Genomic DNA, 19223 nt, shown 5'->3' on the forward strand with positions numbered 1-19223 from the left:
ACCCGTTACCTCAAAGCCGGGTTCGTTATCTATTAGTTGAAATCAGATAATTATATGAGTATTAGACCTGCATATCTCGCATTGCTTCTGGCAATCTATTTTCCTGTGGTGAATGCACGGAGTGTTGAGTTTAATACTCATCTTTTAGATACTGATAATAAAAAGAATGTAGATTTGTCGGCCTATTCTAAAGAGGGTTATGTTGCCCCTGGCGAATATATTCTTGATGTTATTCTTAATGGCCAGACGATTAAAGATCAACAGGTTGTTAATTTTTATTTAAATCAGGATAAGAGTAACAGCTTTGCCTGCCTTACGCCGTCATTGATTGAGCTGATGGCGCTCAAAAATGAAGTCAAAGATAACCTGTCATTTTACCCGGGAACGCAGTGTGTCAATCTTACTGCCCCTGACAGCAGTGTCGTATATTCTCCTGACAGCCAGACTTTATCTGTAACGGTGCCACAGGCCGACCTGTTGTACCAGGATGATGAATGGTCTCCACCTGCTCAGTGGGATAACGGAGTCAACGGTTTTATTTTTGACTATAACCTGCTTGGCAGCCGCTATATGCCGCACCAGGGGGATACCAGCAGTAATTACAGTTTATACGGTACGTCAGGACTGAATCTTGGCGCATGGCGTTTACGTTCTGATTACCAGTACAACACGACCAGGGGAAGTGGCGAAAACGAGTCATCACTGACTTTCCCGCAAACGTACCTCTTTCGTCCCGTTCCTTCACTCCAGGCCAGACTGGTGATGGGGCAAACGTATCTCAACTCTGATATTTTTGACACGTTCCGTTTTAGCGGAGTATCACTTACCAGTGACGAGCGTATGTTGCCCCCGTCGTTACGGGGTTATGCACCACAGATAACCGGGATCGCACAAACCCATGCCCAGGTCACCGTATCCCAGAATGGACGTATTCTCTGGCAGTCTCAGGTACCTGCGGGTCCCTTTGTGGTGCCGGGATTAAGCGAAACGGTCCGTGGAAACCTTAATGTGACCGTCCGGGAAGACAACGGTCAGGTACATACCTGGCAGGTGAATACCGCCAGCGTCCCGTTTCTTACCCGCAAAGGAAACGTGCAGTTTAAAACCTCAGCAGGGAAACCTCTGGTCTACGCTGGCAGCAGCCACACCGTTGAGCCGCTGTTCTCAACCGGCGAGATGACATGGGGAGCATTTAACAATACCTCCCTTTATGGCGGCTTTATTGCCAGTGACGGCGATTACCGTGCGCTGGCTCTGGGTGTTGGCGAAAACATGGGGATACTTGGGGCCGCGTCATTTGATGTCACACAGTCGGTGGCACAGATACAAAACCAGCCTCAGCAGACCGGTTACAGCTACCGTTTTAATTACGCTAAAACCTTCGATAAAACGGGCAGTACTATCGCATTTGCCGGGTACCGTTTTTCTGAAAAAAGCTTTATGTCGATGAGCCAGTATATAGATCGTTCGAATGGCTACGGTTCGTCACTGGCAGAAAAACAGAGCTATGTGCTTACGTTTAATCAGTCCATCAGCTCACTCGGGCTGAACGTTCTGTTCTCCGTGAGTCATCAGAATTACTGGAACAGTAATGCCAGTGAGAACTATACCGCATCACTGAATAAGATCTTTAACCTCGGTCCTTTCCAGGGGGCAACTGCCTCACTGTCTTTGGGGCGTAATCGCACCTTACTTAATGAACAGGATAATCAAATTTATCTTTCATTAACCCTACCCTGGGATACCCGACGGCAGGTTAGTTACAGCATGCAACACGACAGCAACGGGCGTATGAATCAGACCGCAACCCTCTATAACCGCCCGTCGGATAAAACCTCCTGGAGCCTGGGAGTCGGTCAACAGCGTAATGAAGGGCAGCAGGAAGGTACGTTGCTGAACGGCAATATTCAGACAATGACGCCATACGGTCAGGGCAATGCGAACCTCAGTATGCTGAGCCAGCAGTACAAGAGCTTAGGTCTCAACTGGTATGGTTCCTTCACGGCCACGCGTTATGGCGCCGCGCTCCATCAGAATATGGCGGAAAACGATCCCCGGCTGATGATTGATACCGGAGATGTCGCGGGGGTACCTGTTGATAATGATAACGGTGTTACCAACCGCTTTGGTATTGCGGTTGTTCCGGCTGGCTCAAGCTATGAACGCTCAGACATTGCCGTTGATATTACCGCCCTGCCTGCAGATGTCAGCGTGTCGGGTAATGTCATCAGTAAAGTGCTGACCGAAGGGGCTATCGGATACAAGAAAATTGTGGCCACGAAAGGCGGTCAGTTGATAGGGACTATCCGCCTGGCCAATGGTTCGTTCCCGCCTCTCGGTACGCAGGTGAAAAGCCACAAAGGTAAGGTTCTGGGTATTATCGGCGATCAGGGTTTTACCTACCTTTCCGGGATCAGCCATGACGATCGCAATGATGTCAGCCTTGCCTGGTCACAGGGGCAATGCAGATTACAGCTTCCTGAAAATTCAGATCTGACGTCGGGTGTACTGTTGTTACCCTGCCATTAATGGAGATGAGAAGTGATATCTAAACGCGTTTATAAACTGTTTGCGTCGCTTGCTGTTGGCTTTTCACTGGTCAGTGCCGGTACTGCTAATGCGGCTGTCAATATTGACCGGACCCGAATCGTTATGGGAGGGGCTGACAAATCACTGGCAATCACGTTGACCAATCAGAGTAAAACCCAGCCTTATCTGGCACAGTCATGGATCGATGATGCCAGCGGCAAACGCTCAGAATCATATTTACTGGCGTTACCGCCTTTACAGCGAATTGATGCTGGCAAAAAAACGCAGGTCAGAATTATGGCCTTACCGGCTACGGCTTCTCTGGCTAAAGACCGGGAAACACTTTTCTACTTTAACGTCAGAGAAATTCCGCCGAAAAGCGACAAGGAAAATGTGCTGCAAATTGCCCTGCAGAGCCGGCTGAAGTTGTTTTATCGTCCTGATGGCATCAAGAAAAAGGCCAGTGACCGTGTTGAGGAAAAAGTTACGGTAACGCGTCAGAATGGTAAGCTGGTGCTTAATAATCCGACGCCCTACTATATTACGCTGGGGTATCTGGGTGCTGATAATAAAGGGAGTTTTCCCGGGTTTGACAGTATTATGATAGCCCCTCTCGCCTCGCAGGATTTTAACGCTAAATTTAATGGTGACACCCTGAGTGTAGGATATATCGATGACTTTGGTGGTCTTCATATTAACCAATATCATTGTGCCGGTACACTGTGCAGTCTGAAAAGAAAATAATCAGTCCTTAACGGCATAATATATATTCTCCATGCTGATGGAGAAGCTTCGGGGGTATCACATGTTAAGAGTCATAATGTTGTTATTAATTTTTGGTGGTGGCTATCTCACGATGTTTCCGGCCAGAGCAGCATTTTCTCCATCTACCGGTACAAGCTGTGGCTTCGAGGGAGGAAGCCAGTTGAATATTTCTATCCCGAAGCTGGCAATTCCTGCAGATACGCCGAACGGAACCGTTCTGTACTCCTCACCTAAAATAACTAAAAGAATACATTGTGAGGGAAGTGTACGGACCCGAATCGTGGTTGCAACAACGGCAGACTATAATGCATTTTTAAGCCAAAGAAATGGTGTGAAACTGACCGTTTATATTGATGGGGTTGCATACGACACTCCAGGGACTCGGGACCTTGGGTACACAACTTTCGGCCCTGATGCAACTTTCGATAAAGATGTGTCTGTATGGTTTGAGGTCAAATCTGATAGTAGTATGGGGCAAATTCCAGTTGAAGGAACACTGTTATCTGGCGGGTTTGAGAGTTTGTATGTAATGCCTTACTTTGATTATACCGCCCGAAGGGGGGTTATTAGTCTGTATACCCCGAATATAACCTATATTCCCTGTACAATGGAAGTGTCGGTTATCCCGGATACGATTGACTTTGGTGCGGTTAAAACGAGTGATATGGAAAAAGGGATGAGGTTACAAAGGAAATTCACCACGTTAATTAAAAAGAGTAAAGGGTGTACCATTGCTGTCAGCGCACCATTTGGTATTAATCTGTACTTTGACCCAGCCACTCCGGTAATTAATGCAGATGGTTCTCTCAACCTGAATAACGGGTTAGGATTATCGATTTCAGATACTTCCGGGAAATATATTCCTTATAACAGCGCCTGGAAGATTGATGATGTAAAAGTGGATTCAATCCTGAAAAATTATTTCACCGCGAACTTACAAAAGGTATCGGGTCAGGACGTTAAAACTGGGCCTTTCAGCGCTGACGTGGTGGTAAGGCTTAATTATTACTGAAATTCCAGGCCGCTCTTTCGTCATACGGAATGACGACAACAATAACCGGAGGCAGTATGGCACTCCCTCCGGTTTCAGAATTATTTCTGTCGCGACTCAAGCCAGACCAGCGCCAGCGTAGAGAGTGCGCACATCAACAGAATGCCGACAAACCAAAACAGATACCACATCGTACATTCCTCCCTAGTAAAGTTCGTGGTCGTGGCGGCGGATCGTTTCTACGTTGATTCGCCCCAGCATCTTGTAATAACTCCACACGGTATAAAGCAGAACTATCGGTAGAAAAATCAGCACAATAACCAGCATGATGCTGAGCGTCATCTGGCTGGAGGTACTGTCCCACACCGTCAGGCTGGAGAGCGGATATACGCTTGAAGGCATCACAAATGGAAACAGGGTAATTCCGGCGGTGAAGATCACGCAGGCCTGGGTCAGTGAAGCGCACAAAAATCCCCATACGTTCCGGCGTTGCCCGCAGGCATAAATCGCGAGCATCGGGAAAATTATGCCAAGCAGCGGAATAATTAACAGCACTGGTGACTGATAAAAGTGCGCCATCCACGCGCCCGGTGAGGTCGTCACCGCTTTTAATAGCGGGTTGGAAGGACCATTAGGATCCTGGAGAAGCAACACATAGCCGTCGATCCCCGTCCACAGCCAGTAGCCTGCTAACAGGAAGCAGAGCACCACCAACATCGCACTGCGACGGGTAGCCGAGCGCGCACGCAAGTGAAGTATGCCGTCGGTCTTCAACTGGAGCCACACGCCCCCTTGTAGAATAACCAGCATCAGGCTTAATGCGCCGCACAGCAGGGCAAAAGGAGAGAGTAACTGCCAGAAAGTGCCCAGGTATTGCACATGTAACTGTGGCGTGAACACAAAAGGCACCCCTAAAAACAGGTTGCCGAACGCGACGCCGAAGATAAGCGGGGGGACCAGGCTGCCAATCACCAACCCGGTGTCCCACATAGCACGCCAGCGTGCATTGGCTATTTTACCGCGATAATCAAAGGCCAACGGGCGAAAGAAAAGGGCGCATAGCACCAGGATCATCGCCACATAAAACCCCGAAAATGCGGCGGCATAGACCCGTGGCCAGGCCGCGAATAATGCACCGCCCGCCAGAATGAGCCACACCTGATTACCTTCCCAGTGCGCTCCAACGCTATTGATTAACACCCGACGTTCATCATCGTTGCGCGCGATTAACGGCAACAGGCAACCGACCCCCATATCAAATCCGTCAGTGACCATAAAGGCCACCAGAATGATGCCAATCAGCAGCCACCATATGAGCCGCAACGTTTCATAATCCAACATGATTGTCTCCTTTATCCCTGTTGTTGTGCTGGTTGTTGACGTTGCATCGCATCGGGACCAAGACGCGCGTATTTTTGCATCAGGTAGATTTCGGCAATTAAAAACAGGGTGTAAAGCGTGAGGATTAGCCCCATGGAGAAGGCCAGTTGGCCCGCGCTCAGAGCGGAGTGGGCGTACCATGTTGGCAAAATATCCTGAATCGCCCACGGCTGACGACCAAACTCCGTCATAAACCAGCCCGCTTCGATGGCAATCCACGGTAGCGGCAGGCTCCACAGCGTCATGTGCAGTACCCATCGATGCTGGTCGATACGCCAACGTAAGGTCTGTATCAGCGCAATCACCATCACCAGTAGCAGCAGTGAACCGCATGCAATCATGACGCGAAAACTCCAGAACACGGGGGCCACCTGCGGGATAGCACCGCGTTGTGCGGCCTGATATTGCGCTGGCGTAACGTGGTTCATGTCAGGCGCGTAGTTCGCCAACAGGATGCCGTAACCCAGATCGTTTTGCACAGCGTGAAAAGCGCTCAATACCTGAGGCGTGCGGTTACCTTTGGCGATTTCCTGCATCAGCAGCCACGCTTCCCTGCCTCGCTGCAGGCGGGGAAGTGCGTCCGCCATCAGGTTTTTCAGCCCCGGAACCGGCGTATCTAAAGAGTGGGTTGCCAGGATACCCAGCAGTGCGGGAATTTTCACAGAAAAGGCGTTACGCTCTTGCTCCTGCTGCGGCCAGGCGATGACGTGAAAGGGGGCGGGTGCCGGTTCGGTTTGCCATTCGCCTTCCATTGCCGCCAGTTTTACCGGCTGGAGTTGGGCGACCTCAAAGGCTGAGCTATCTCCCAGTTGCAGGGTGCCAAGGATAGCCAGCGTACCGAAGACGGAACCTACCGCGAAGGAGCGCCGGGCGAACTCGCGATTGCGACCGCGCAGCAGATACCATGCGCTGATGGACATCACAAACATCGAGCCGGCGACATAACCGGACATCACAGTATGGACAAATTTCACCTGGCTGACAGGGTTAAAGACCAGATCGCTAAAGCTGCTCATCTCCATGCGCAGGGTATCGATATTAAAACGAGCGCCTGTCGGATACTGCATCCAGCCGTTGGCGTTGAGGATCCACAGGGCTGAGATATTGGAGCCAAACGCGACCAGCCAGGTCACCAGTAAATGCTGGTACTTGTTTAAACGCTGCCAGCCGAAGAAAAACAGCCCCACGAAGGTGGATTCAAGAAAGAAAGCCATCAAGGCTTCCATTGCCAGCGGGGCACCGAAAATATCGCCCACATAGTTGGAATAGAGCGACCAGTTAGTACCGAACTGAAACTCCATGGTCAGGCCGGTTGCCACGCCGAGCGCAAAGTTAATGCCGAATAGCTTTCCCCAGAAACGCGTCATGTCGCGGTAGACCGTTTTGCCGGTCACCACGAACAAGGTTTCCATGATGGCCAGCAAAAAAATCAGCCCCAACGTAAGGGGAACAAACAGAAAATGGTACAGCGCGGTCAGCGCAAACTGCCAGCGTGATAAGTCAATGACGTCCCACATGCGAACTCCATCAGGCATTAGAGAGTGAATAGGTAAGGAAGAAAACGCCAGACCCGCAGCAGAAAAGTACGCGGGTCTGAAAAGGGGAATCAGGCAGGCGGGCCGGATGCCAGCCAGCCGCAGACTTCATTCAGGCGCTCGAGCGAGTCGAGCAGATCTTCCGGTGCGGCCAACACCAGTTCCGGCAACGGACAGATCTCATAGCTCTCGAGCAGAAGCCCTTTCAGGGTATCCAGACAGCGCACATGCCAGACGTGGCGCAGCGCCGTGGCGTCGATTTGGCTCTCGCCGTAACCAATGGTGCGGATCTGGATGCGCCCTTCGCCACACAGACGAGCGAGGAACAGGCGGTCCGCATCGCTAATCGGCAATTGGGTGAGATTAATGCTATGGGGAATCGTTGCCGGATTGCGCACGTGCGCCAGCAGCTCCTGGGCCAGCGTCAGGCCATTCATCAGCCCGTCGACGGGCGCAGGCAACAGACTATCGTCAGGCAGCGTATTGATTGTTGCCGCCTGCCACAGCGCCCGTGGCGCGCTGCCTGCTTCCAGATGCTGCTCCCATTGGCCCTTTTCATTCTGACAACGCACCCGCCAGATGCCGCAGAAAATCGACTCCTGAATCTCGCTGGCTCTGCCATCAGCATGCTGGATGCGTATTGAAACTTCGCCCTCGCCGAGCAGCGTATTCAGAAACGTGAGATCGTCGGCGTTGAGCGCGGATAAATCCCATCCCAGCACGTCCTGTTTGGTGGGAATTCTCTGGTTGAGCTGGTGGCGCACGTCAGCTAACAATGCCATCACCGCCGGGCTGTGCGGGCAGTTTTCCAGTGTTGCCATGCTGGGGTCGTTGTTGACCTGGCAGGTGAGGGGTAAGGGATTCATGCTGAAGCTGTCATCGCCCGGCTGCGTGCCCGGTCCCAATAGATGAAAAAAGGAATCGCTCATCATGCAGACTCCGGCGGTATACGTTCTGCAACGAGGGGACGCATCAGGTTGAGCAGGTCGGCCCACGGGTGGATGCCGCTGAGAATGCCGCGCAGTTCACCGTGAATAAACACCAGGGTAGCCGGAAAGCGGAACACGCCAAAGCGATCGCCGATCGCCTCGCTGTGTTCAAGATCCGCCATGGCGATGTGCCAGTCAAACTGGGGAAACTCGCGCAGCAACTCGGCAATCATGACCGGGTTATCGCTGACTTCCGGCGTGCGGCGGGGATCGCTACTGAGCAGGACTACGCCATCTCCCACACGGGTTGCCCAGTCATCCAGTTCAGACGCGGTTAGCGGTTGCCAGCCCCTAGCCAGCATACGTTGCCATAATGCAGAAAATGGTTTCTCATTCAACATGTTGCTTATTTCTCCAGCGTTACGTGATACTGGCGAATACGCACGCCTTCATAGTTTTCCATCGACAGGCATTCATAGTTCAGGCAACGCGTTTCATCGATTGTCTGTGGCGCAATGCCCCACACGGCCAGTTGCGTAAGTGCGGCCTGTTCTGCCGCCGGGAGCTGAGCGCGTGCGATGTCGGTCAGGCTGCCGCCATAGTCGTCCAGCTGTACCGGCTGCAGCCCGACGAGGGCGATGTGTGCGGGCAGATGGCCGCGAATGTCCGCCAGAGCCAGGACTTCGGAAAAGCTGTTCTGGTGCAGACTCATTTTTTTGGCGCTGAGGTAACTGGGGACTTTGTCACCGGCGTAGGTTTGCAGAGTGCCCGGTGCGAGCCCGTAATCAATGGCGTCCAGCAGCAGTAAATGGCTGGCCTGCTCAACGTAGCCCAGCAGATTCAGCCCCTGCGTGCCGCCGTCGACAATCTCTACCCATTCAGGCCAGTGATAGTGTGCGTACAGACGCTCGGCGACTCGAATGCCAAAACCTTCATCTGCCCACAGCAGGTTGCCTAAACCCATCACGATGACGTTAGGTTTGCTCATGACGCCCCCTTGTCGCGCTGACGTTTGGCAAATTTGTGGCTACGGTAGCCGTTGATCATGGTTGAGATAACGGTATCGTCAGACATGATGTCCTCACGGATAGCCATATACACATGACCCAGGATGAAGGCGGCGATGAACCACATCCCCAAACGATGCCAGCTGTGGATATCGAGAGAGTTCCCGCCGGTCCAGTAGAAAAACTCCGTCACATAGCGGAAGGGGGTAAAAATGGCGTACTGGCTATGTTCGCTGTATAAGGCAAAACCGGTGAGGATCATAAAAACTGAGAGCAGGAAATAACCGAACATCGCCGCCTGCGCGATGGGATTATGACCGATATCATCTCCCGGTTTTTTTTCCAGAAACAGATACCAGCGCACCACCGAAAACGCACCTTGCCACCAGTTGCGCCGCCAGACCGGCACGATAAACAGCTCGTGCGAATAGCGGTTACCGACGAAGGCCCAGTAAATGCGCCCCAGTAGTATCACCGTGAACACCATGGCGGCAGCGAAATGTACCAACCGGATGTCGCCCATGTAGAACAGATAAGTGGCCTCGCCACTGACCGACGGCAACGGTCGGCCAATAAAATATCCGGTCACCATCAAAACCAACATGCAGCCCACCGTCAGCCAGTGCCACAAACGTACGGGGGCTTCAAACACATAGTGGCTGACGGCGGTATCACGCGCCTCCCCGACGCGTGGGGATGTTTTTCCAGTCATCGTTCCGTTCCTTAAACGCTCAGCGAACCTGGACGGCGATAAGCTCGTTGCCGTCGTCGCTGAGTACATGGGTTGAACATGCCAGACACGGGTCGAAGCTGTGCAAGGTGCGCAGGATCTCCAGCGGTTGCTCCGGAATCGCCATTTGAGTGCCCATCAACGCCGCCTCGTAAGCGCCAATTTGTCCCTTCGGATCGCGCGGGCTGGCATTCCAGGTGGTCGGCACCACGCACTGATACAAGTCGATTTTCTGGTCGCGAATCGATGCCCAGTGGCCTAATGCTCCGCGCGGCGCCTCGGTAAAACCAATCCCTCGGCAGTGCTGCGGCCAGCTTTCAGGCTCCCATTTTTCGGTATTTGCGGTCGCCAGATTGCCGTTTTTCAGGTTGGTCATCAGCTTGTCGAAGAAATATTGCAGCTTGCTCACGGCCCACTGCGCTTCGTGCGCGCGGCTCAGAATACGTCCCAGCGTTGATTGCATACCCGACAGCGGCAGCTTGAGGGCAGACATCATGCGATCCACGGATTCAATCGTGGCGGCATCCCCTTTGTGATAGGCAATCAGCGTACGCGCCAACGGCCCAACTTCCATAGCGTGTCCGCGCCAGCGCGGGGCTTTAATCCACGAGTAGCGCTCCTGCTCGTTGAGCTGCTTGATATCGGTATCGCTGCCTTTGACATCGCCCGGGTTATAGCAGGGTTCAGTAATCCCTTCGAACGGATGACGACCTAATTGATCGTCCGGGTAACGGTACCAGGCATGATCGACAAACTCCTGAATTTGCTGCCTATCGTCGAGGTCCACCGGCATGACGTTGTTAAAATCACCGTTAATAACTGCCCCGCCAGGCATCAACAGGCTCTTCGCGCTGAAGTCATTAGCGATATCCGGGAACGCGCCGTAGCTTAAGACGCACTTATCAGAAAGCCCGGTGCCAATCTGGCTCCAGGGTTTATTGAACTGGCCGATAGCCAATGCGTCAGGCACCATGATGTTGTTGATGAAATCAGCGGTGCGGCTGATGATCGACTGCACCAGGTTCAGGCGTTCCATATCGACTGCGCCTACCGCGCCGCTTTGATCGATATTAATCGCGCACGGCATACCGCCGACAATCCAGTTCGGATGCGGATTCTTACCGCCAAACACTGTATGGATTTTGATAATCTCGCGCTGAAAATCGAGCGCTTCCAGGTAGTGGGCAAAGCCCATCAGGTTAGCCTCTGGCGACAGCTTGTACTGCGGATGTCCCCAATAACCGTTGCGGAAAATCCCTAACTGACCACCTTCGACAAACTTCTTCAGGCGATTTTGGACGTCAAAGAAGTAGCCCGGTGAAGACATCGGCCAGGCTGAGAGGCTTTGCGCCAACTGCGACGTTGCGCGCGGATCTGCTTTCAGGGCATTCAGCACGTCAATCCAGTCCATTCCGGCTAACTGGTAAAAGTGTACCAGGTGGTCGTGGCACCACAGCGTTGCCAGCATAATATTGCGAATGATGTTGGCGTTATCGGGCACCTTAATTCCAATAGCATCTTCAATGGCATAGACCGAGGCAAGCGCATGTACGCCGGTGCACACCCCGCAAATTCGTTCGACAAACGCCCAGGCATCGCGCGGGTCGCGACCCTGCAGAATGATCTCCAGTCCGCGGAACATGGTGCCGCAGGAAACCGCGTTGGTGATGATGTTCTGCTCATCAATGTTCACTTCACAACGCATATGGCCTTCAATGCGCGTAATGGGGTCGACAACCAGGCGGCGACCGGCATTATTGACCGTATATCCCTGGGTTTGATACGAAGTGCTCATGCCTGTTTATCCTTATTGTCTGGCGATTGTTGTTCGGCGTCGGCTAATTGCTGTTTGTGGCGATTGTGTTGATTGACGGCGCTGGCGACTGCGTGGACGCCGACGCCAGCTGCCACGACGCCAAGCGCGGTGAGGCCCACGGTGTCGGCGGTTGAATGTGTCCCGATTTGTGGAATATCGACCACGCGGCTGTAAAACGAACCGCGATCCCAGAAGCCGTTCTCCGAACATCCCAGACAACCGTGGCCGGACTGGATCGGGAAGGAAACGCCGCCATTCCAGCGGGTGGTAGAGCAGGCGTTATAGGTGGTTGGCCCTTTGCAGCCCATTTTGTACAGGCAATAGCCTTTGCGGGCGGCGTCATCGTCCCAACTCTCAACGAACTCCCCGGCGTCAAAGTGAGCGCGACGGTAACATTTGTCGTGAATACGCTGACCATAGAACATCAGCGGACGCCCCAGACGATCGAGTTCAGGTAAACGATCAAATGTCACCATATAGGTGATGATGGCGCTCATGACGTCCGGAATCGGCGGGCAGCCTGGCACTTTCACGATCGGTTTATCGGTGATCACCTTATCGATCGGCGTAGCCTGGGTTGGGTTAGGCCGGGCAGCCTGCACGCAGCCCCAGGAGGCACAGGTTCCCCAGGCGATAATCGCGCTGGCACCTGCCGCGGCTCTTTTTAACTTTTCAATAAACGGTCGTCCGCCGCTGATACAGAACATCCCTTGTTCACCCAACGGAGGATTACCTTCGACTGCCAGAATATATCGGCCATGGTAGCGGCTCAGAATGTCTTCAAATACCTCTTCGGCCTGCGTTCCGGCGGCGGCCATCAGGGTGTCGTCGTAATCGAGTGAAATCAGGGAGAGGATGACGTCTTTGGCGAGTGGGTGAGAGGAGCGGATAAATGATTCGGTGCAGCAGGTGCATTCCAGCCCGTGGATCCAGACTACCGGGATCCGGGGTTTGTTCTCCAGCGCCCAGGCAATTTTGGGCGTCATTCCGGCTCCCAACCCTAGCGATGTTGCAGCGAGGCTACAATATTTGAGAAAACTGCGTCTGCTCACGCCTTTGCGGCGCATCGCCTGATAAAAGGTTTCCTCGTTATTCGTATTCATAACACGCGTTTCTTCCCCCGTTAAGTTCTGGCGCACGCCGCCAGCGATATCTAAAAAAGCGTATCCGATCGGAGTAGAGAAACAATGCAAAGAGTGTGGTTATGTCCTATTGCGATATTTTCGTGCCTGTTACCTGTTTTTCGCTTTTTGGCAATAAAAAAACGCACAGGGGAGACCGCCCTGTGCGTCGGGTTTATCGCGGAAGAACTTAAACCCCAAGGCGATCGCGTAAGCTGTAATATGCCGCCCCCATGGCGGTAAACGGAATGCGCAGGCTGCGGCCTCCCGGGAACGGGTAGTGCGGCAGTTTGGCGAACGCGTCAAAGCGCTCGGCGTCCCCGCGCAGCAGCTCGGAAATCAGCCGTCCTGCCAGGTGGGTACAGGTCACGCCGTGGCCGCTGTAGCCCTGCATATAGTAGATGTTGGTATCAAGACGGCCGAACTGCGGCATGCGAGACAGCGTTAACAGGAAATTACCGGTCCAGCGGTAATCAATTTTTACCCCCTGCAATTGCGGGAAGGTCTTCAGCAGTTTCGGCATCACCAGACGCTCAATATCGTCCGGATCGCGAGCGCCGTAGACTACGCCACCGCCGTACAGCAGGCGGTTATCGCCGGTCAGACGGTAGTAATCCAGCAGGTAGTTACAATCTTCGACGCAGTAGTTTTTCGGGATCAGCGAGCGCGCCATCTCCGTAGACAGCGGTTCGGTGGTTAACACCTGCGTGCCGCACGGCATGCTGCTTTTTGCCAGCGCAGGCTCCAGTTTGTCGCCGAGGTAGGCGTTGCCCGCGACGATCACAAAGCGGGCCGTAACCTGACCTTTTTCAGTGCTGACCACCGCCGGGCTGGTGTGCTGAATACGGGTGACTGGCGACTGTTCGAAGACGCGCCCGCCGTTCAGACGAATGGCGTTAGCTTCGCCAATCGCCAGATTCAGCGGGTGGATATGACCACCGCTGTGGTCGAGCAGCGCGCCGACATAACGATCGCTGCTGACTTCGCGACGAATTTCGCTGCTGTCTAACAGCTCAAGCTGCGTGTTGCCGTAGCGTTCCCAGTTCGATTTCTGCTCCTCCAGCGTTTCCATTTGCTTGTGGTTCAGCGCCACAAACAGCCCGCCGGGGCGGTAGTCGCATTCGATCTGATAACGTTTGATGCGTTCGCGGATGATATTGCCGCCTTCAAACATCATGCTGCCAAGCATTTTGGCGGCGTCCGGGCCATAGGTACGTTCGATAACATCGATATCACGACTGTAGGAGTTCACCAACTGACCGCCGTTGCGCCCGCTGGCCCCGAAGCCAATCCGCGCGGACTCCAGTAACACAACTTCGTAACCCATTTCCGCTAAATGCAGGGCGGAGGAGAGTCCGGTATAACCCCCGCCCACGACGCAAACATCACAGCTAACCGATTCGCTAAGGGTGGGAAACGGTTCGTACTGATTGGCGCTTGCGGCGTAATAACTGCTGGTATGTTCAGTCATGATTAAGACTCCAGGGAGATCCAGATGGTTTTCAGTTCGCTAAATTTTTCCAGCGCATGCAGGGATTTATCGCGTCCGTTACCGCTTTGCTTATAGCCGCCAAACGGCACGGTCATATCACCGTCGTTGTAGTTATTCACGAAGACCGAACCGGCCTTCAGGCGACGGCTCATACGGTGGGCGCGCGATAAATCGCGGGTCCAGACCGCTGCGCCCAGGCCGTAGTCACTGTCGTTAGCCAGCGCCAGAGCTTCGGCTTCACTGCTAAAACGGGTGACGACCAGTACCGGGCCGAAGATCTCATCGCGGCTGACGTGGGCCTGCGGTGCGGTATCGACAAAAATCGTCGGGCCGATAGCCGCAGGATGTACATGGCTGCGGCCATCCAGCGCCAGCGTGCCTTGCGCTTCACCGTCGCGAATAAACGTGTCTACGGTGTCGGCATGCGCGTTGTCGATAAGCGTGCCCAGCGTGGTTTCCGGATCCAGCGGGTTGCCAGGCTGCCAGTTTTTCGCCTGCTCTTTCAGCAGCGCGATAAATTCGTCGGCAATACTCTCTTCCAGCAGCAGACGCGTACCGGCGATACAGACCTGACCCTGGTTGTAGAAAATACCTGCCGCGGCATTGGCGGCGGCTTTCGGTAGATCCGGGCAGTCGGCAAACACGATGTTGGCGCTTTTACCACCGGCCTCCAGCCAGACGCGTTTCATATTGCTGTCGCCCGCATCTTTGAGCAGTTGTTTGCCGGTGCGGGTCGAGCCGGTAAAGGTGATCGCATCAACATCCGGATGCAGCGACAACGCCTGGCCCGCTTCGTGGCCATAGCCGCTAACAACGTTGAGAACGCCATCGGGCAAACCCGCTTTTTTCGCTAGCGCAGCCAGGCGAATGGCGGTGAGCGGTGATTTTTCGGAAGGTTTAAGGATCACGCTGTTGCCCGCAGCCAGTGCCGGGCCGAGTTTCCAGCAGGCCAGCAGTAGGGGAAAGTTCCACGGTACGACAGCCGCAATCACGCCCACCGGTTCGCGTACAATCAGCGCTAAATCGTTGACCGAGGTAGTGGCAACTTCACCATAGACTTTATCAATGGCTTCGGCGTACCACCGGATGGCGCGTGCCGCGCCTGGAATATCATCACGCAGGCTATGGCGAATCGGTTTACCGGTATCGAGCGTTTCCAGTAGCGCCAGCTCCTCGTGATGCTGTTCCATTAAATCGGCGAGCTTATGCAGAACGGCCTTGCGCTCTGCGGGTGATGCTTGCGACCAGTCTCCGCGTTCAAACACGGTGCGTGCTGCGGTGACCGCGCGGTCCACATCCGCTTTTTTACCGCGAGCGACTTTGGCGAGCGGGCGTTGTCCTGCCGGATCCTGCGTAATAAAGGTTTCGTTATCTGCGGCGGCACAGTATTCGCCGTTAATAAATAAACGCGTTTCCGGCGAATAATGGCTGGCTTTATCACGCCAATATTTCAAATTCTGAAAGTTCATAGCTACTCCTTTTATATCAATAAGATAAAGTTCGTTGCTGATCTTTTTCAGGCAAAATCAGGCTGCACGATGCCCCAGGGGTGTACCCTGTTAATGCGTGTTATTTAAGAAGGCCTGAGAAACTCAGGCCGCTACTTATTAGAACGTGGTGGGAGTGTGGGCACTGATGATGCGGCAGATCCCTGCCGAGGTGTTGCTGAAGCTGTGTGGAATGCCGGTATTTATGGCATAACTTTGCCCTGCAACAAGGTGATACGTTTGACCATTGACGGTCAGTATCACTTCACCTTCCAGTATTGTGCCAATCTCTTCACCCTGGTGTTTAATTCTCTCCCCGGTTGTCGTACCTGGCTGATAGGTTTCAAACATCATTGCCAGCGTACGATTCGGATTTCCGTTGTGTACCAGCTTCATGGATACTCCCTGACTCCCGATCTCAATCAAATCTTCCTGATTGATAACCACCTGCGGTTCGTCAGGCTTTTCCGGTTCCGCGAAGAACTCGGAGAGCGACAGCCCATATACTTTCAATAGCTTTTGCAGCGTACTGATGGCAGGACTGACTTTATCCTGCTCTATGGTGCTGATGGCGCTATGCGTTAACCCAGACAGTTCGGCGGCACGACGCTGCGAAAGACCCAACTGCTGGCGGATCTCTGACAAACGTTTACCCGGCGCCAGGCCGTCATCGCTCATAATTGCATTTCCTTAACTGTAGTGGTCAGAGTCGCTGTTTTTCAGCGAGGTGGTTCTGACAAGCGGTGATAAAACCTTCAAGTAACAAACGCGACAGGGCGTATTCGCTACTGTTCCATTCCGGGTGCCACTGCACGCCGAGCGCGAAAGGATGGTCGTGAACGCTGGCAGCTTCCACTAATCCATCCTGCGAGCGTGCTTCCACGCGCAGCTGCGGGCCAAGGGTTTTTGCGCCCTGACCATGCAGGGAGTTAACCCAAAACGTGCTGCAACCTGGTATTAACTGAGATAGCAATCCTCCCTGTTGAACCTGGACTTCGTGAGATGGCGCATATTGCTGCTCCACCGGGAGTTCCGCATCTTCACGATGTTCCAGGAACTGTGAGTGATCGCACAGGCGACGATACAGAGTACCGCCAGTGGCGACAACTAATTCCTGCAAGCCCCGGCAGATGGCGAAAATGGGAATGCGCCTTTCGAGCCCGGCGGTGATTAGCGCCATGCTCAGAAGATCACGCCCGGGATCGGCGTCAGACTCATCGCCATTTTCACCATAGAGGTGCGGCTGCACATTGCTTGGACTTCCTGGCAGGAAGATACCATCCAGTTTCGGTAACAGTGCGTTCAACAATTCGGGTTCCGCGAGCGCATGGGGAAGCGCTATCGGTAATCCACCGGCATTTAATACCGCATTCAGGTACTTTTCTTGCAGAGTCTGGGTCTGGTGACCCTTAAGCCTGTTCCTGCACATCACTACACCAATAACTGGCTTGTCAAATATATTGCCCATGATCGACCTCACGTTTTGGAATAAATTATTGCCAAACGGTTCCTTGTTGTGCCATTCCGTTCATTATTTTCTCAATCTAGCAGTGGAATAACCTTCTAGCAAACTTAATTTAACATTTGACAAACAATTTGTTTGCATCCAGAGTCGAAGGGTGGACATTATATTTAACAGTCAAATCACAGAACAGCTTACCAGGCCAACGGCGGTGAATCATGGAAACCAATATCGTAGAAGTTGAGAATTTTGTTCAGCATTCTGAAGAGAGACGAAGTAGCGCGTTTGCGCGTGAAGTTAAACAGTATCTGGAGCGCTATCCCAATACGCAGTATGTGGATGTGTTGTTAACCGACCTTAATGGCTGTTTTCGCGGTAAGCGCCTTCCCGTTGCAGGATTGCACAAGTTAGAGAAAGGTTGTTATTTTCCGGCATCCGTTTTCGCGATGGATATCCTTGGCAATGTGGTTGAAGAGGCGGGATTAGGCCAGGAGCTTGGCGAACCGGATCGGACCTGTGTACCAGTGGCAGGCACATTAACCCCTTCGGCCGCCGATCCGGAATGTATTGCGCAGATGATGCTGACGATGCTGGATGAAGATGGCGCTCCCTTTGACGTTGAGCCGCGGAACGTACTTAACCGACTCTGGCAGAAACTTCGCCAGCGCGGTCTGTTCCCCGTCGTAGCGGTAGAGCTGGAGTTCTATTTACTCGATCGTAAGCGTGATCCCGAAGGTTATCTGCAGCCGCCGTGCGCGCCGGGAACAGACGATCGAAATACCCAAAGTCAGGTTTATTCCGTTGATAACTTGAACCACTTTGCTGATGTACTCAACGATATCGATGAACTGGCCCGTTTGCAGCTGATCCCGGCTGACGGCGCGGTGGCTGAAGCCTCCCCTGGGCAGTTTGAAATCAACCTCTATCATACCGATAACGTCCTCGACGCTTGCGACGACGCGCTGGCGCTGAAACGTCTGGTTCGGCTGGTGGCAGAGAAACATAAGATGCATGCCACGTTTATGGCAAAACCTTATGAGGAGCATGCTGGTAGCGGGATGCATATCCACATCAGCATGATGAACAACAAAGGCGAGAACGTGTTGGCCGATGCGAATGGCGATGATTCCGCATTACTTAAGCGTGCGCTGGCCGGGATGATCGATCTGATGCCCGCCTCTATGGCGCTACTGGCGCCGAACGTGAACTCTTATCGCCGTTTCCAGCCGGGTATGTATGTTCCGACCCAGGCGTCATGGGGGCACAACAACCGAACGGTGGCGCTGCGCATTCCCTGCGGCGATCGTGATAACCACCGGGTTGAATATCGCGTGGCGGGGGCGGATGCCAACCCGTATCTGGTGATGTCGACCATTCTGGCGGGGATCCTTCACGGTCTGGATAACGAGCTGCCGTTGCAGGAAGAGGTGGAAGGCAACGGACTGGAGCAGGAAGGGCTACCGTTCCCGATCCGCCAGAGCGATGCGCTGTGGGAGTTCATGCAAAACGATAATCTGCGTGAGTTACTTGGGGAACGTTTTAGCCATGTGTATCACGCCTGTAAAAACGACGAGCTTATCCAGTTTGAGCGCCTGATCACCGACACTGAAATTGAGTGGATGCTGAAAAACGCCTGACCGGTGTGCAGGTCATTGAAAAAGAAGTCGCATCATGCGGGCTGAGCGGAGCCAGCCCGTACAAATTGCAGGAATACCTGCCATTTCCCGGATGTCGCGTAACGGAGCGCGGGCGACAACGGGTCTTCAGATAACCGACAGAGTTTGTGACGAGGAAATGTGATGATGCCAATGTTTAAAAACCAGCCCCGCGTGAGCATCCATGGCTCCCGCAGTAAGTACGGACCGCATCTGTGCCGTCCAACATTGACGCTGTTCTTATGGCTTTCCACCCCGATACGACCCAGGTCTGCTGTACCCACGTTTCGAACGCAGATCTGCACTCGTCGCGGGGAGGAAAGC

17 protein-coding genes are annotated in these 19223 nt (G+C 53.4%); 4 read left to right on the forward strand and 13 right to left on the reverse strand.

Annotation, left to right across the window (positions count from 1 at the left end; all coding sequences use genetic code 11):
• Window positions 1-60 precede the first annotated feature (60 nt).
• The 3 genes from E1B03_RS06170 to E1B03_RS06180 all read left to right on the forward strand — a co-directional run bounded on the left by E1B03_RS06170 (window position 61) and on the right by E1B03_RS06180 (window position 4306).
• Window positions 61-2529 (forward strand): fimbria/pilus outer membrane usher protein, encoded by a 2469-nt coding sequence (locus E1B03_RS06170; RefSeq protein WP_246044161.1) that lies wholly within the window; start codon window positions 61-63, stop codon window positions 2527-2529.
• Window positions 2530-2541: 12 nt separating this feature from the next.
• A complete protein-coding gene (locus tag E1B03_RS06175; RefSeq protein WP_133085855.1) occupies window positions 2542-3273 on the forward strand; it encodes a fimbria/pilus periplasmic chaperone in 732 nt (243 codons plus the stop codon).
• A 61-nt stretch (window positions 3274-3334) separates the two neighbouring features.
• The gene (locus E1B03_RS06180) at window positions 3335-4306 is read left to right on the forward strand and encodes a fimbrial protein (protein WP_133085856.1); all 972 of its coding nucleotides are present in this window, start codon (window positions 3335-3337) and stop codon (window positions 4304-4306) included.
• Window positions 4307-4386: 80 nt separating this feature from the next.
• Here E1B03_RS06180 and cbdX read toward each other — a convergent pair whose 3' ends face one another.
• The 13 genes from cbdX to puuD form a co-directional block, all read right to left on the reverse strand.
• Window positions 4387-4476, reverse strand: a complete 90-nt coding sequence (gene cbdX / locus E1B03_RS06185) for a cytochrome bd-II oxidase subunit CbdX (RefSeq protein WP_003830863.1) — start codon at window positions 4474-4476, stop codon at window positions 4387-4389.
• 13 nt (window positions 4477-4489) lie between these two features.
• A complete protein-coding gene (appB, locus tag E1B03_RS06190) occupies window positions 4490-5626 on the reverse strand; it encodes a cytochrome d ubiquinol oxidase subunit II (protein WP_133085857.1) in 1137 nt (378 codons plus the stop codon).
• Between the two features lie 11 nt (window positions 5627-5637).
• Complete coding sequence (gene appC, locus E1B03_RS06195) at window positions 5638-7182, reverse strand: cytochrome bd-II oxidase subunit 1 (RefSeq protein WP_133085858.1); 1545 nt, start codon at window positions 7180-7182, stop codon at window positions 5638-5640.
• An 89-nt stretch (window positions 7183-7271) separates the two neighbouring features.
• Entirely contained in the window at window positions 7272-8129 is an 858-nt protein-coding gene (locus E1B03_RS06200; RefSeq protein ID WP_133087193.1) for a hydrogenase expression/formation protein, read from the reverse strand.
• Window positions 8129-8530, reverse strand: coding sequence for a hydrogenase-1 operon protein HyaE (gene hyaE, locus E1B03_RS06205; RefSeq protein WP_103771014.1), 402 nt, complete (start codon window positions 8528-8530; stop codon window positions 8129-8131). The genes E1B03_RS06200 and hyaE overlap by 1 nt, the downstream gene beginning before the upstream one ends.
• Window positions 8531-8535: 5 nt before the next feature.
• Window positions 8536-9117, reverse strand: a complete 582-nt coding sequence (hyaD, locus tag E1B03_RS06210) for a hydrogenase 1 maturation protease (protein WP_103771015.1) — start codon at window positions 9115-9117, stop codon at window positions 8536-8538.
• Window positions 9114-9848 carry a Ni/Fe-hydrogenase b-type cytochrome subunit gene (hyaC, locus tag E1B03_RS06215; protein ID WP_133085859.1) on the reverse strand — a complete coding sequence of 245 codons (735 nt, stop codon included), beginning with the start codon at window positions 9846-9848 and terminating at the stop codon, window positions 9114-9116. The genes hyaD and hyaC overlap by 4 nt, the downstream gene beginning before the upstream one ends.
• Before the next feature lie 19 nt (window positions 9849-9867).
• Entirely contained in the window at window positions 9868-11661 is a 1794-nt protein-coding gene (hyaB, locus tag E1B03_RS06220; protein WP_133085860.1) for a Ni/Fe-hydrogenase large subunit, read from the reverse strand.
• Window positions 11658-12785 carry a hydrogenase 1 small subunit gene (gene hyaA, locus E1B03_RS06225; protein ID WP_103771131.1) on the reverse strand — a complete coding sequence of 376 codons (1128 nt, stop codon included), beginning with the start codon at window positions 12783-12785 and terminating at the stop codon, window positions 11658-11660. Before hyaA ends, hyaB begins: the two co-directional genes overlap by 4 nt.
• A gap of 208 nt (window positions 12786-12993) precedes the next feature.
• Entirely contained in the window at window positions 12994-14274 is a 1281-nt protein-coding gene (locus E1B03_RS06230) for an NAD(P)/FAD-dependent oxidoreductase (RefSeq protein WP_133085861.1), read from the reverse strand.
• Window positions 14275-14276: 2 nt separating this feature from the next.
• Window positions 14277-15764 (reverse strand): aldehyde dehydrogenase PuuC, encoded by a 1488-nt coding sequence (gene puuC / locus E1B03_RS06235; protein ID WP_103771019.1) that lies wholly within the window; start codon window positions 15762-15764, stop codon window positions 14277-14279.
• Between the two features lie 138 nt (window positions 15765-15902).
• A complete protein-coding gene (puuR, locus tag E1B03_RS06240) occupies window positions 15903-16460 on the reverse strand; it encodes an HTH-type transcriptional regulator PuuR (RefSeq protein WP_103771020.1) in 558 nt (185 codons plus the stop codon).
• A 25-nt stretch (window positions 16461-16485) separates the two neighbouring features.
• Window positions 16486-17250 (reverse strand): gamma-glutamyl-gamma-aminobutyrate hydrolase, encoded by a 765-nt coding sequence (gene puuD, locus E1B03_RS06245; protein WP_043015313.1) that lies wholly within the window; start codon window positions 17248-17250, stop codon window positions 16486-16488.
• Between the two features lie 212 nt (window positions 17251-17462).
• Between puuD and E1B03_RS06250 the strand changes: the two genes are divergently transcribed.
• The gene (locus E1B03_RS06250; protein WP_103771021.1) at window positions 17463-18881 is read left to right on the forward strand and encodes a glutamine synthetase family protein; all 1419 of its coding nucleotides are present in this window, start codon (window positions 17463-17465) and stop codon (window positions 18879-18881) included.
• Window positions 18882-19223 lie beyond the last annotated feature (342 nt).

This window comes from Citrobacter arsenatis (assembly GCF_004353845.1).
GTDB lineage: Bacteria > Pseudomonadota > Gammaproteobacteria > Enterobacterales > Enterobacteriaceae > Citrobacter > Citrobacter arsenatis.

Bases quoted from the DNA above. Each gene is read 5' to 3' on its own strand.
- puuR (WP_103771020.1), bottom strand. From the start codon at position 16,460: ATGAGCGATGACGGCCTGGCGCCGGGTAAACGTTTGTCAGAGATCCGC.
- appC (WP_133085858.1), bottom strand. From the start codon at position 7,182: ATGTGGGACGTCATTGACTTATCACGCTGGCAGTTTGCGCTGACCGCG.
- puuD (WP_043015313.1), bottom strand. From the start codon at position 17,250: ATGGGCAATATATTTGACAAGCCAGTTATTGGTGTAGTGATGTGCAGG.
- cbdX (WP_003830863.1), bottom strand. From the start codon at position 4,476: ATGTGGTATCTGTTTTGGTTTGTCGGCATTCTGTTGATGTGCGCACTC.
- hyaB (WP_133085860.1), bottom strand. From the start codon at position 11,661: ATGAGCACTTCGTATCAAACCCAGGGATATACGGTCAATAATGCCGGT.
- hyaD (WP_103771015.1), bottom strand. From the start codon at position 9,117: ATGAGCAAACCTAACGTCATCGTGATGGGTTTAGGCAACCTGCTGTGG.
- appB (WP_133085857.1), bottom strand. From the start codon at position 5,626: ATGTTGGATTATGAAACGTTGCGGCTCATATGGTGGCTGCTGATTGGC.
- hyaA (WP_103771131.1), bottom strand. From the start codon at position 12,785: ATGAATACGAATAACGAGGAAACCTTTTATCAGGCGATGCGCCGCAAA.
- hyaC (WP_133085859.1), bottom strand. From the start codon at position 9,848: ATGACTGGAAAAACATCCCCACGCGTCGGGGAGGCGCGTGATACCGCC.
- E1B03_RS06250 (WP_103771021.1), top strand. From the start codon at position 17,463: ATGGAAACCAATATCGTAGAAGTTGAGAATTTTGTTCAGCATTCTGAA.
- puuC (WP_103771019.1), bottom strand. From the start codon at position 15,764: ATGAACTTTCAGAATTTGAAATATTGGCGTGATAAAGCCAGCCATTAT.
- E1B03_RS06230 (WP_133085861.1), bottom strand. From the start codon at position 14,274: ATGACTGAACATACCAGCAGTTATTACGCCGCAAGCGCCAATCAGTAC.
- E1B03_RS06180 (WP_133085856.1), top strand. From the start codon at position 3,335: ATGTTAAGAGTCATAATGTTGTTATTAATTTTTGGTGGTGGCTATCTC.
- E1B03_RS06200 (WP_133087193.1), bottom strand. From the start codon at position 8,129: ATGAGCGATTCCTTTTTTCATCTATTGGGACCGGGCACGCAGCCGGGC.
- hyaE (WP_103771014.1), bottom strand. From the start codon at position 8,530: ATGTTGAATGAGAAACCATTTTCTGCATTATGGCAACGTATGCTGGCT.